Below are 12,854 nucleotides of genomic sequence, written 5' to 3'. Positions count from 1 at the left end.
TGATAACCATTATCATTTACATTCTTATTATTAACTGATATCTTGCCCGCCTCTTGGGACCTTCCCTTGTTTTTTCACTCAAAAAAACACTTATGGATATCACACAATGAAACGTTTACCTCTATCTCCTGTTTTTATTGCAGTTAGTTTTGCTACTGCCGCATTAGCCGAAGATGCAGCGATTGAAACTATTGAAGTAAAAGGCTCTTACATCGAAGGTTATGGTGCCCATGACGCCAGTGGCGCATCGAAATTGGATTTGTCTATTCTTGAAATTCCCCAATCAGTATCCGTTATCACTGCAGCACAAGTGAATGATTTCCAACTAAACAGTATTAATCAGGTTTTGGATACCGCCACAGGGGTGCATGTAGAGCGCATTGAAACCGACCGAACCTATTACACCGCCAGAGGTTTTAATATCTCTAATTTTCAGGTTGACGGCGTTGGCTTGCCACTGACCCGAGATAATAACCATGGTGAAATGGACACTGCCATTTACGAACGCGTTGAAGTGATCCGCGGTGCTAACGGCATTATGACGGGCGTTGGTAATCCCTCTGCTACCGTAAACTTTATTCGTAAGCGTCCCGGTGCGCATAACTCGCTAGATTCTACGGTAACCTTGGGTAGCTGGAATAGCCAGCGCCTGGAGCTGGATGGTACTTACCATTTAACAGATACTTTGGCAGCGCGCGCGGTTGTTGTAGAGCAGCGCAATGAGTCTTACCTGGACCGCTACGACAAAGACAAAGCCGCTTACTACCTGTTTTTACAGCAACAAATCGGTGAGAACAGCACGCTTTCTTTGAGCCACAGTATCAATGATTCTCAAACAGACAGCGTAATATGGGGGGCTAACCCACTCTATTATACTGACGGCACAGCCACAGATTTTGACCAGGCCATTAATACCTCTGCCGATTGGTCCTATTGGAATATTCGCCAGTCCGACACAGTATTGGAGCTAAAGCATTATTTTGCCAATGATTGGCAATTGCGCGCCACTTATTCCCATAAATCCACCAATGAAGATACGGAATTATTTTACGTATACGGCACACCTGAACGCGAAACAGGATTAGGCCTGACGGGTTATGCCAGCGAGTACGACAACGATGACAAGCACAACCTGTTTGATATGTTTTTAACCGGTGGTTTTTCACTGTGGGGACAGGAGCACGAGTTTGTGGTGGGCATCAATCACTCCACAATGGATTTCGCGGAAACCTCACTGTACGACTACGAAAATGGTTTTCCTGCCATGCCCTCCTTGCTGAACTGGGATGGTATTACAGATCTCAACGGCAATACCATCGCACCAGTATACGATGATGGCCTGACAGGCTCTGATGTAGAGCGGGAACAGCGAGCCGTTTATTTTTCAACTCGATTGCATTTAAGTGAACAATTTACTGCCTTGCTGGGAGGCCGACAAAACGATTGGCAGGTTACGGGCGACTCCTACGGAGCCTCACAAAACACCGACGATGACGAATTCATCCCCTATCTCGGTTTGGTTTACGATGTAACAGACAACACCATGGTTTACGCCAGCTACACCGAAACCTTTTTAGGCCAAACTGAACTGGATATCAACAATCAGCCGTTAAAGCCGATTACCGGCGAGAGCAAAGAGCTGGGTATTAAGTCGCAGCTGTTCAGCGATAAACTCATCGCCAGTTTTGCCTGGTTTGACGTAGTACAAAACAACGTTGCAGTAACCGACCCGGCAACGGCTGACCTGCCACCAACAGAGCAGCGTTATATCGGTGTTGAAGGAATAAGCTCTGATGGCTTTGAATTTGAAATCGCCGGAGAAGTACTGCCCGGTTTACAAACCAGTCTGGGCTACACCAGCTACGGCATCGAAGGTGATGAGCAAGTTAAAGCCTATACCCCAGAGAAGTTGTTCAAGGTAGCAGCTACCTATTCCCTACCACAAGTGGAGGGCTTAATCATCGGCGCCAACTATCGTTGGCAAGATGATATTTCTCGTATTCAGGGGGTTGTCGCAGACGGTTTTGACAATGCAGGGCAAACCATTGTAACTCGCCAGGACGCTTACGGTGTGCTGGATTTGATGCTGCGTTATGAAGTCAATGAGCAACTGGCGGTAACGCTTAACGCTAACAATGTCGCCGATGAGAAATATCTGAATAGCCTGTATTGGGCACAGGGCTATTACGGTGCGCCAGCTAACTACTCAGCCACCTTGACCTACAAACTTTAAGGATGAAAGGCGCCAGGGATGGTGCCTAACTACAGGAGTTATGCATGCGCAAAAAACTGTTTAAGTGGCACTCAATGAGTGCCCTTGTGGCATTTATCCCTTTGATGTTGATCTCCATTACAGGCAGCATCCTGGTATTTAAAGTGGAGATTGACAACCTGCTACGACCTGCGCAAATGCAGGTCCAGGTCGCCTCTGATGCCCAACGCCAACCCATGGACACCTTAATAGCACAGGTGGAAAAAAGTCATCCGAACTATTTATTGGGAAGCTGGGAAATATTTGATGACAAATCTCGCTCAGATACCGCCTATCTGATTGAAAAAAGCTCAGGTGACTGGTTTAAGATGTACATCGATCAGTACCACAATACCCCGCTCTCGCAACCGGTATCCGTTACTCATGATCTAACCGACTGGCTGTTGTCTCTGCATTTTACTTTTTTACTGGGCGTGGCAGGCACTGCGCTGGGTTTTGTTTTCGCTTTGCTTTTATTGTATTTGGGGATCAGCGGCATAGTCCTGTATAGACAGTTTTGGAAAAAGCTATTTACCCTGCGCGTCAAAGCAGCCAGTCGCATATTTTACAGCGACGTGCATAAGTTTATTGGCATTACTTCCTCACCCGTTTTGATCATCCTGGCGTTTACTGGTGCCTGGTGGAATATGTCGGAAGTGCTGCACGAAACCATTGAACACGGCGCTGAAGAACATCAGGTATTGCAGCAGCCCATCTACGCACAGCACCTAAACTTTGAAGCCATGCGGCAGCAAAGTACGCAGCAAATTACCGACTTTCGTGCCACTTACATGGTGTTTCCCTTTGAAGAAGAGCGGCATATTACCTTTTTTGGTGAAGTGCCCACCTCAAACCCGTTAACCAGCCAATACGCCAGTACCGTAACCTGGCACCGTGATACAGGTGAGCTAGTGCACAAAAGTGATGTACGCAATGCCGGATTCATGCATGTCTTTGTGGATTCGTTTCGCAAACTGCACTTCGGTTATTTTGGCGGCCCCACAACTAAAATTATCTGGTGTATTTTGGGCCTGAGTCCCATATGGCTTGCCCTAACCGGACTGTATTTTTATTGGTTTCGAAAACGCAAACAAACTAAAAAGGTAAGAGTTAGTAGCACATTGTCGCAACAACAAGTTTAAACCTAACGATTGAGCCTGCTAACTCCTGGCAGGCTCAAAGGCTTCATAACGGGGTATAGGGGCGTCTAATTCATCCCAATTGGCTTTAGAGCCCATAAAATTGTGAGATCCAGGCCTTTCACTGATATCAGAATCGAGAATACCTAATCGCAAGCGCAATCGCTCTGGATTTTGTGCATTGGAACTAAATACCGGAGAAGCACAGCGGCTGCAAAAATGGCGTTTCTTACCGGGTTTAACCTCGTAAAATCCCAATAAGTTTTCCGGATCGAGCACCTTTAGATCATCGCTCTGAATAAAGCCGTTAGTGGCATAAGCCGTACCACTGTTTTTACGGCACAAAGAGCAGTGACAATGAATGATGTCGCTGATACGTCCGGTGAGCTCAATTTTGATCCCACCACACAAACAAGAACCTTGATACATATACCTTCCTTGAGTCATTTCAAAACAAACCTGATTCTAAAGCTTAATCACTTTAAAACAACAAGTTATCCCCCTCAAATGCGAAAACAATGTTACGCAATAACCTGTGCTTTAATCAATCAGGGGGTGTATTCACCTGGGTGAATTTTACCCGGACCGCTTATGCGCTCCCATGGCGCTTTGGAGTCTGAAAACAGATGATGTTTAACCTCTAGTTGCTCGGCGCCACTGTCTAACAAACCCACAGGAATACATTGATGTTGTGCATCATTTTCTCCGGGCAACGGTGAGCCGCAGCAATCACAAAAGTTAGTCAACCAATCATGACCGGGTTTTCGCCATTGAGTGATATGGGCATGCCCTTGAGTTATCTTAATTTCCTCGTTTGGTACAACGGTTACAGCAATACCGCCACTACCGGTTGATTTTCGGCAGATAGAGCAGTGGCAGAGAAACACAGAATCCAGCGCCTGAGTCACTTCAAATTTAACCGCTCCGCAGTTACAAGAGCCGGTAGCATGGACCCTGTCATTGCTCTCTGTTGTCATAGGTTCTCCTTAATGTCCGTTTTGCTGCTGATTAATACTGGCTTTGATTTTCAGGGTATTACTAAACGCTTTGCCATTATCCAGAATATTTAAAAAACCGTCTTCTGGCAGGCAGCTTTCATCAACAAACTGCAACAGTTCAGGGATGGGGTCGCAAAACAGAATATCCAATGCCAGACGATCATTGCCATATAATCCCCGGTGGATCATATTCGCATTAAAAACCAGTACATCCCCAACATTCAAGGGCACTGCAAGCCCGGAAGACAAATCCTCATGGTTTTTATGACCTTCTTGCTCCAGGCGCACTTGTAATTCTTCTTGAGTATCCCATTGACGATGGCTGCCTGGCACCAGCTCCAGACCGTGTTCTTTTACTAAAGGGATGCGCACATGCATAACCCTTGGTCCCGTCAGAGCTTCTTGTTGTTGCTGCAACGTTAAATGATATTGGGGATCTCGGTGCCAATAGTTTTTCTGTTCGTTTTGTACGGGGTCGAAAAACAGCTGGGTATTCATGAAACAAACGTCGTTAGCCAGTATTGCGGTTACTATTTCCATCAATTTGTGAGAAGCAAGGAAATCAAATAGACGTTTTCGTTGTGCTGATTGTAGATACTTTTTACCGGTCAGATACGCGGAATTAATAGCGCGCTGTTGATAAAAGTCGCGATTATCTGCAATCCAATTGTGATGGAAAATGCGTAAAATCTCATGAAGCTCCGTTAGCTCATCAGGCGTGTAAAAATTCGGTAGCAGGCAATAGCCTGTTTTATCCATGCCCTGCAGTTTATCTTTATCCATAGCGTTCACATTCAGAAGATGAAGGTCGATACTAAACCAGTTGCACCAGGTTTGAAAATCGAAGCGCTTTTATTAACTTTTATGAATTATGAAGCTCAGTAATTTACAAGTGCGGAAATATTTTCTATTTTTAGTCAGTTACGGTGATATCGTCAGGACAACCCTTTGGATTTAGTACTCTTAAAACCCGGACTGGAAGAACTTTCAGGTGCCAGCATGATTGATGGCGAACTGACTGAGTCTGGTGAGGATTTATCCGGCTGTATTGAACTGGTTTCTTTGGGCTACGGCTTTAAACAGCAAATGACCACCGATGTATCCAATTCGGCGCGTACTTCAGGTCGCCCCGATATGGAAGATATTACCGCAGTGAAGTACATCGATAAATCATCGCCGCTATTATACAAACACATGTTGTCAGCCACGCCCATCGACGATGGTAACGAACCGACCACATTGTATTTATGCCGTAATGCCAATATTGACGGAGATGGTGGCGCGTTAATTGGTAACATCGTAACAATCAAGCTGTACAACTGCATGATCAGCTCTATCGAAACCCAATCTCACGCCAACGACATGGCCACGGAGCAACTTACCCTCAACTTCACTGATATCGAATGGACCACTTCTGAACAAGATAGTCAGGCCAGAACCGTGGGTAATTTTGTGTTCTTTTGGAGTGAGACTTGAAGCTTGAAACAAAAAGGCTTTAGGCCTAATCCACAACAGTTAACTCTCTAAGCTATTTCCACAAACTATTTCATTTTTGAACTTAGAAAAGTCCGAATTCCATAGCGACCAAGAGAAAAGATTTGGCTGACATTAAAAAATATTCTTCTGTTGGCGGAATAACGAACAAAGTAGGGAAACAACTATTGATAACTATGTCACTGAAGAGAGATTGGAAAATCTTACACCTGCATGCTGCAATCAATAAAAAATAACTTTATTATTAATCATAAGAGAACTTTATAAGTTGATTGCAAAGTACAGCTTTATTGGCTTTTGCGGTAAATATCAAACGTGCAAAAAAGCAACCTTTCAATTTCAAATTTAAGTTAACCACTGTTTATTTTGCTATAACCATCCGGTATAAAAAACATTTAGAAAGATTTATTTCACTTCAAAAACCACTTCTAAACTTAAGAATCGTACCAAATATTCTCAAGAAAAAGCAGAACTTAACCATCGATCAATTGATTGTTACTGAAATTTAATGTTTCATGTTAAAAATACCAGCCAAAACCATTTTTTACACGGACACAAACATGAAAGTTACCCAGGCTATAAAACACGCCCTAAATGGAGAGTCGATTTTATTTTTAGGTTCAGGATTTTCTTTAGGTGCTAGCAATTTAAGTGATACTGAGTTCTCGACTGGTGGAAAACTAGCAAAAGAGCTTTGCGATGAACTAAATATTGATGAACCCATAGATTTAGATATTGCCAGTGGAATTTATATTGAAAAAAATGGCACAGAGAAACTAATTGACTTACTGTTGCAAAAATACACGGTTAAAAGAGTAAGTAGAGCTCAAACTTCATGCGCAAAGATCCCGTGGAAAAGGGTTTATACAACTAATTACGATACAGTTTTCGAAACTGCGGCCAAAGAAATAGGCACTAAATATATTCCTGTCGAGCTATCCTCTAATGTAAAAGCCCATCTAGAAAAGCGAAACATTTGCCTTCATATAAATGGCCACATAGACAATCTTAATAGAAATACACTAAACGATAGCTTCAAGCTGACAACAAAGAGCTACTTAACTGATTATTTTACGCGGTCTAAATGGTGCAGTGTATTTAAGCAAGATGTCAATCTTGCAAAATCGGTGATCTTCATAGGCTACTCTATGTACGATCTGGATATTGCGAGGGTAATTGGGAGCGTCAGTGATATTAAATCAAAATGTATATTTATTACTGGCGATAATCCCAATTTGGCTGAATCGCACGTTATACGTCAAATAGGAAAGTTAGAACCCGGCGGTCTCGATAAGTTTATAAGAAAAGTTGATGACATCGCTCAAACCCACGATAAATTGAACCGTGAGTTTGTGACTAAGTCTTTCACAGAGTACAAAATTTCCGATAGCGAAAGTTCGCCTGAGGACAGGGATAGGTATGACTTATTATTAAGGGGTGATTTAAAAAGAAATTTGCTATTTAAATCACTTTTTAGCTCTGAAAGAAAGTATGTAGTGCCCAGAAAACAAGTTGAAGTTTTTTTCGATAAGTTTGAAGATGGATGTAATAATTTTTTGATCCATGGCAGTTTAGGAAATGGTAAGACGATTACCGTAGAGCAAATTTGCTGCAGAGCAATCCGCACTGGCTGGCGGGTGTTTATTTTAAACGAATATGATAGATATGCTATTGAGGACCTTACTGCGATACTAAGGTTGGAGGGTAAAGTTTTGTTGGTTATCGAAAACTATAGTAGACACTTAGATTTCGTTGACCAACTTTTGATGAGACAGTCATCGAATGTGATTAAGCTTCTCACAGAAAGGACTAGCATCAATGAGTACTACTACGAGTCGGTATTAAGTTCACTCTCCAATGAATCAATGACGGTACTTGATTGCAACATCATGAATGATGATGAAATTGAAGAGACAATTTCTCTCCTTGATTCGACCGCATTGTGGAGTGGAAATAAAGAAGTTGGTTTAGAGTTAAAAAAGAAACATGTTTCGAGACATCTAAATGGTGAGTTTCAAGGGATTCTTCTGGAAATTTTAAAGTCACCTGATATTCGCAATAGATTGACAGCCTCCTTTGACGGGCTTACTCCCGACAGTGATACATACAAAATTCTAATATTGTCTCTAATATTGAGAGCATTAGGTTACTCAGCAACAATGTTTGTAATTTCGGAACTGTTAGAAATAGACAACCCTCTTGAGCTAGTAATGGCAAAAAAAATGGGACTTTCCGAGGTATTTTCAGTTAATGGTAGCTCCTTTGAGGTTAGATCTTCGGTTTTATCCAGTTTTCTGTTGACGAACATGATGCCCGGCAGTTTCATAGCTGATGTAATGACCACCGCTTATAAAAAATGTGATGCTTTGCAAGATATCGATACCACATACAAGAACATGCAAAGAGAATTAAGAAGATATAGCGTTATACAGACATTGCTGCCAGATCAACAAAGACGCAATCTGCTACTTAACTACTATGAAGAAATAAAAAACTTGGAGAGTAGTAGGTCCAACCCATTTTTCTGGGTCCAGTATGGAATCGCGAGATTAACTTATAGAGACTTTGAAATAGCTGAACAGTGTTTTTCGAGGGCATACTCGATCGGAGAAAACTTTCTTAACTTTGACGGATACCAAATTGATAACCACTTCGCGCGCCTATTACTTGAAAAATCTATTTATGAGCCAGCGAGTGGCAATCCAATAGAGCTATTTAGGGAAGCTCACCTTCTCTTAGCAAAACAAATAGGAAACGCAAGTCAAAACAAACATTATCCATATAGAGTCGCATCTTTATATAGAGACTTTTTGGATATTCATGAAGACAACCTACAGCCTGATGACCTAAGTTATATCAAAAGAGCAGCCAGAAAACTACATTCAACGGCAATTAAACTACCGCAAGAGTTGCGCGATAATAAGTATGTTAAAAGGTGTATCGTGATTATGGAGTCAATTAAAGCTTAGTTAAATAATCTTCAATAAACTAAATCCGCGTCGAGAGTCAACTGTTTTTCTACATCGATTTAGGTCGAAATGGCAATGAAAAAAATCCCCGCGGTTGCGGGGATTTCAATCATTCAATAAAAAGCTTTGAGACGACGAACTACTTCATCTCAGCTAGTAACAAATACGGATTTTCCAGGTAGGATTTCCACAGATTGTTAAAGCGTACCATAGTAGCACCATCAATAATGCGGTGATCGCCAGACCAGCTGACTGTCATGATGTTCACGGCCTTCACATTATCGTTTTCATCAAAGCGTGGTAAACGTTGCATCTTACCCAGCGCCACAATGGCTGATTCAGGCTTATTGATCACCGGCGTGGCCGTAGTGCCGCCCAGTACCCCAATATTGGAGATACTGATGGTGCCGCCTTTCAAATCATCCTGACCTAAACGGCCTGCTCTGGCTTGCTCTACGATGCGATTCACCTCTTGGGCGACTTCAAACAAGGACTTGTTTTGTACCTGTTTAATATTAGGCACCAATAAGCCAATCTTGGAATCTACCGCCATGCCAATGTTGTGATCGTCAAAGTAGGTAACTTCCGTGCAATCATCATTCACTTGCGCATTGATGATAGGGAACTGCTTAAGCGCCATCGACATTGCCTTAATGAAGATGGGCATAAAAGTGAGTTTCACTTCTTGCTTTTCAAACTGCGGTTTCAGTTGTTGACGCAGTGCAATCAAGGCATCCATTTCGATTTCTTCGCTGACGCTGAAATGCGGAATGGTAAATACCGAGTCGGTCATTTGTTTAGCCATGGCCGCTTTTACGCCGCGAATGGGCTCAACACGAGTACCACCTGAAACAGGTGCCGCTGCTGTAACTGGCGCGGCTTGTGTCGCCGCAGTGCTTGCACTATCGCCTGCTAAGAAGGCCTTGATATCTTCCTTCATAACCCGGCCTTTTTTACCCGTGCCGGGCACTTTGGCGATATCGATGTTGGCTTCTCGAGCTAAACGACGCACCGCCGGGCTTGCTAAGGCTTTGCCTTGACGAACCGGGGTTTCATTTTCAGGTTTTTGAGGCGCACTCGCTGTTGTGGCAGGAGCTTCTGCTTTAACAGCCGCAGGTGTCGCAGTGCCTTCAGCCTGAATGGCGTACAATGGCTCATGCACCTTAGCAATTTCGCCCTTAGCATAATACAGCTTAACCACGGTGCCCGCATCTTTGGCAGGGATTTGCACCAGGGCTTTATCGGTCATCACATCTGCCACCGGCTGATCTTCCGCTACCACATCCCCTTCAGCCACTAACCATTCAACCAACTCACATTCAACTATACCTTCACCAATGTCCGGCAGAATAAAGTCGATGATTGCACCGCCATTAGTTGCTGCTGGAGCGGCTTGTGGCGTTTCGGTATTGGCTTCAATGTTTTGCGTTTCCTGAGCTTTTTCAGCGGTTTGCTCTGTGCTGGTCGCGTTACCTTCAACACGCATGGCAAACAATGGCTCGTGCACTTTGGCAATGTCACCCTTTTGATAGTGCAGCTTTTCCACAATACCGTCATGCATGGCCGGGATTTGCACTACCGCTTTATCGGTCATCACTTCCGCAACGGGTTGATCTTCTGCAATACGATCACCTTCTTGTACCAACCACTCTAATAGTTCGCACTCTACAATGCCTTCGCCGATATCAGGTAAAATAAATTCTGTCGTCATGGTTATTCCCCGATTAAAAGTGCATTGTGCGCATAATTGCTTCGTAGGTTTTCAAGTGGTCTGGCATATATTCTTTTTCGTGTGCCAGCGGATACGGCGTATCCAAACCACAAACCCGAGCTATCGGTGATTCCAGATTCAGGAAGCAGCGCTCTTGCACGGTGGATGCAATTTCAGCAGCAAAACCGCCAGTTAGCGGTGCTTCATGGCTTATCAACAAACGGCCAGTTTTTTCAACCGACTGACAAACCGTAACGGCATCCCAGGGCTGAATGCTGCGCAAGTCGATGATTTCACTGGAAACGCCATCTTTTTCTGCCATTTCAGCGGCTTTTTCGATGATTTCCATCTGAGCGCCCCAAGCAAGCAGTGTGATATCGCTACCTTCTTTAACGATTTCCGCTTTACCTAATGGCAATTGATAATCTTCTTCTGGTACTTCGCCCACAGAAGCACGATATAAACGCTTTGGCTCCATGAACAACACCGGATTGTCATCGCGAATCGACGCCAATAACAGACCTTTGGCCTGATAGGGGTTACGCGGAATAACAATCTTAATACCTGGACAATGGGCGAAAAAGGCTTCTGGCGATTGCGAGTGATAATGACCACCGGCAATACCACCGCCGTAAGGTGTACGAATGGTCAAACTACCTACTGAAAATTGACCACCGGAGCGATAACGGAATTTAGCCGTTTCATTCACAATCTGATCGAACGCCGGAAAAATGTAATCACCAAATTGAATTTCTGCCACTGGCACTGAGCCTTGTGATGCCAGGCCATTAGCAAAACCAATGATACCCTGCTCTACCAGCGGCGTATTGAATACGCGGTCGCGGCCAAATTTTTCCTGCAGGTTACTGGTGGCACGAAAAACTCCACCAAAGTGACCCACGTCTTCACCGAATACCATGACTTTTTCATTGTCTTCCATGGCGATGTGCAGTGCATTGTTCACTGCCTGTAGTATATTCATCTTAGCCATTAGTCGATTCTCCCTGCGGTTTTCGGATAAGCTTCAGGATACTTTTTGATGTGTGCTTTGAGGTCGCTAAGTTGCTGTTGCAATATGGGCGGCACTTCGGCATAAACATCCGTTACCAACTCGTCGACTTTGCAGATAGGTACCTGTTCAACGCGCTTAAGTTCTTGCAATACTTCCTGACGCATCTGCTCGACTTCTTTTTTGTTAGCTTCTTCGTCTAACCAGCCTTTGGATACTAACCAGGTTGCCATGCGGGCGATGGGATCACGCTCTTGCCATTTGGCTTCTTCTTCTTTTGAGCGATAACCCGTAGGATCGTCAGAGGTTGAGTGAGCTGCTAAACGGTAGGTCATAGCTTCAATTAATACAGGGCAATTTTCCGCCAGCGCAATTTCGCGCGCTTTCTGAGTTGCTGCGTATATCGCTAAAACATCGTTACCATCAACGCGGATAGTTTTAACGCCATAGCCGATGCCGCGAGAGGCAATTCCATCACCTGCAAACTGCTCTTCTGCTGGTGTAGAAATGGCATAACCGTTGTTACGGCAGAAGAAGATAACCGGACAGTTTAATACAGCTGCCATATTTACCCCGGCGTGGAAATCCCCTTCAGAGGCGGCACCTTCACCGAAATAACAGATGGTAACCGCTGGCTCACCTGCCATTTTCTGACCATAAGCATAACCTGATGCTTGGGGAATTTGCGTACCCAGCGGTGATGAGATGGTCATGAAGTTCAGTTCTTTAGCACCATAGTGAATTGGCATCTGACGGCCTTTATTAGGCTCTTTTTCATTGCTGAACATCTGGTTCATGAATTGCTCAGTGGTGTAGCCGCGATAAGCCAATGAACCTTGCTCGCGATATTGCGACATGATCATATCTTGTGATTCAAGGGCGGCTGCACTGGCAACCGATGCGGCTTCTTCACCGGTAGAGGCCAGATAAAAACTGATTCGGCCCTGACGCTGTGCAGCCACCATGCGTTCATCCAATACCCGGGTAAACTGCATTGTAGTGTAGATCTTAAGCGCGGTTTCCTGATCAAGTTCTGGCTCCACGGCTTCTTTATGCACTGTGCCATCTTGAGCGAGGATCTGTAACATCGGAATATCAATCAAGCCATTGCTGATGATATTCACTTCGTTCACAGTTCCAACATGTGAAAGGTGGTTTCTGGTTTTCATCTTATCGCCTTCTGGTAAGTGTCCGCTTTGGAAATTGGTAGGGTAATTTCAAACAGACCAGCGTTATTTTGTGGCACTAAGTGTAGTCGTGTTCGCTTAAAAACGTGTTGCGAT

10 protein-coding genes are annotated in these 12,854 nt (G+C 44.0%); 4 read left to right on the top strand and 6 right to left on the bottom strand.

All coding sequences use genetic code 11. The features are described from left to right. Positions 1 to 106: 106 nt before the first annotated feature. Both AABA75_RS10230 and AABA75_RS10225 read left to right on the top strand, forming a co-directional pair. Entirely contained in the window at positions 107 to 2,233 is a 2,127-nt protein-coding gene (locus tag AABA75_RS10230; protein WP_338292510.1) for a TonB-dependent siderophore receptor, read from the top strand. 44 nt (positions 2,234 to 2,277) lie between these two features. Then, the gene (locus AABA75_RS10225; protein ID WP_338292509.1) at positions 2,278 to 3,393 is read left to right on the top strand and encodes a PepSY-associated TM helix domain-containing protein; all 1,116 of its coding nucleotides are present in this window, start codon (positions 2,278 to 2,280) and stop codon (positions 3,391 to 3,393) included. 18 nt (positions 3,394 to 3,411) lie between these two features. Here AABA75_RS10225 and AABA75_RS10220 read toward each other — a convergent pair whose 3' ends face one another. The 3 genes from AABA75_RS10220 to AABA75_RS10210 all read right to left on the bottom strand — a co-directional run bounded on the left by AABA75_RS10220 (position 3,412) and on the right by AABA75_RS10210 (position 5,171). Then, positions 3,412 to 3,819: a GFA family protein gene (locus AABA75_RS10220; protein WP_338292508.1), complete on the bottom strand. Its 408-nt coding sequence runs from the start codon at positions 3,817 to 3,819 to the stop codon at positions 3,412 to 3,414. 119 nt (positions 3,820 to 3,938) lie between these two features. Continuing rightward, positions 3,939 to 4,367, bottom strand: coding sequence for a GFA family protein (locus AABA75_RS10215; protein ID WP_338292507.1), 429 nt, complete (start codon positions 4,365 to 4,367; stop codon positions 3,939 to 3,941). Between the two features lie 9 nt (positions 4,368 to 4,376). Then, a complete protein-coding gene (locus AABA75_RS10210) occupies positions 4,377 to 5,171 on the bottom strand; it encodes a phytanoyl-CoA dioxygenase family protein (RefSeq protein ID WP_338292506.1) in 795 nt (264 codons plus the stop codon). A gap of 165 nt (positions 5,172 to 5,336) precedes the next feature. Here AABA75_RS10210 and AABA75_RS10205 point away from each other — a divergent pair, with 165 nt between their 5' ends. Both AABA75_RS10205 and AABA75_RS10200 read left to right on the top strand, forming a co-directional pair. Further along, positions 5,337 to 5,864: an Hcp family type VI secretion system effector gene (locus tag AABA75_RS10205; RefSeq protein ID WP_338292505.1), complete on the top strand. Its 528-nt coding sequence runs from the start codon at positions 5,337 to 5,339 to the stop codon at positions 5,862 to 5,864. 578 nt (positions 5,865 to 6,442) lie between these two features. Further along, entirely contained in the window at positions 6,443 to 8,851 is a 2,409-nt protein-coding gene (locus tag AABA75_RS10200; RefSeq protein ID WP_338292504.1) for an SIR2 family protein, read from the top strand. A 139-nt stretch (positions 8,852 to 8,990) separates the two neighbouring features. Here AABA75_RS10200 and AABA75_RS10195 read toward each other — a convergent pair whose 3' ends face one another. The 3 genes from AABA75_RS10195 to AABA75_RS10185 are packed head-to-tail and all read right to left on the bottom strand — an operon-like array spanning position 8,991 to position 12,740. Continuing rightward, positions 8,991 to 10,562, bottom strand: a complete 1,572-nt coding sequence (locus tag AABA75_RS10195) for a dihydrolipoyllysine-residue acetyltransferase (protein ID WP_338292503.1) — start codon at positions 10,560 to 10,562, stop codon at positions 8,991 to 8,993. 13 nt (positions 10,563 to 10,575) lie between these two features. Continuing rightward, a complete protein-coding gene (locus tag AABA75_RS10190; RefSeq protein ID WP_338292502.1) occupies positions 10,576 to 11,553 on the bottom strand; it encodes an alpha-ketoacid dehydrogenase subunit beta in 978 nt (325 codons plus the stop codon). After that, complete coding sequence (locus tag AABA75_RS10185) at positions 11,553 to 12,740, bottom strand: thiamine pyrophosphate-dependent dehydrogenase E1 component subunit alpha (RefSeq protein WP_338292501.1); 1,188 nt, start codon at positions 12,738 to 12,740, stop codon at positions 11,553 to 11,555. Before AABA75_RS10185 ends, AABA75_RS10190 begins: the two co-directional genes overlap by 1 nt. Between the last annotated feature and the right edge of the window lie 114 nt (positions 12,741 to 12,854).

It is taken from the genome of Planctobacterium marinum, assembly GCF_036322805.1.
GTDB lineage: Bacteria > Pseudomonadota > Gammaproteobacteria > Enterobacterales > Alteromonadaceae > Planctobacterium > Planctobacterium marinum_A.
This window is presented reverse-complemented; position numbering and strand designations above follow the sequence as displayed.

Excerpts from the sequence above, each read along its gene's own strand:
- AABA75_RS10230 (WP_338292510.1), top strand. The coding sequence starts at position 107 with ATGAAACGTTTACCTCTATCTCCTGTTTTTATTGCAGTTAGTTTTGCT.
- AABA75_RS10210 (WP_338292506.1), bottom strand. The coding sequence starts at position 5,171 with ATGGATAAAGATAAACTGCAGGGCATGGATAAAACAGGCTATTGCCTG.
- AABA75_RS10190 (WP_338292502.1), bottom strand. The coding sequence starts at position 11,553 with ATGGCTAAGATGAATATACTACAGGCAGTGAACAATGCACTGCACATC.
- AABA75_RS10225 (WP_338292509.1), top strand. The coding sequence starts at position 2,278 with ATGCGCAAAAAACTGTTTAAGTGGCACTCAATGAGTGCCCTTGTGGCA.
- AABA75_RS10185 (WP_338292501.1), bottom strand. The coding sequence starts at position 12,740 with ATGAAAACCAGAAACCACCTTTCACATGTTGGAACTGTGAACGAAGTG.
- AABA75_RS10220 (WP_338292508.1), bottom strand. The coding sequence starts at position 3,819 with ATGTATCAAGGTTCTTGTTTGTGTGGTGGGATCAAAATTGAGCTCACC.
- AABA75_RS10195 (WP_338292503.1), bottom strand. The coding sequence starts at position 10,562 with ATGACGACAGAATTTATTTTACCTGATATCGGCGAAGGCATTGTAGAG.
- AABA75_RS10200 (WP_338292504.1), top strand. The coding sequence starts at position 6,443 with ATGAAAGTTACCCAGGCTATAAAACACGCCCTAAATGGAGAGTCGATT.
- AABA75_RS10215 (WP_338292507.1), bottom strand. The coding sequence starts at position 4,367 with ATGACAACAGAGAGCAATGACAGGGTCCATGCTACCGGCTCTTGTAAC.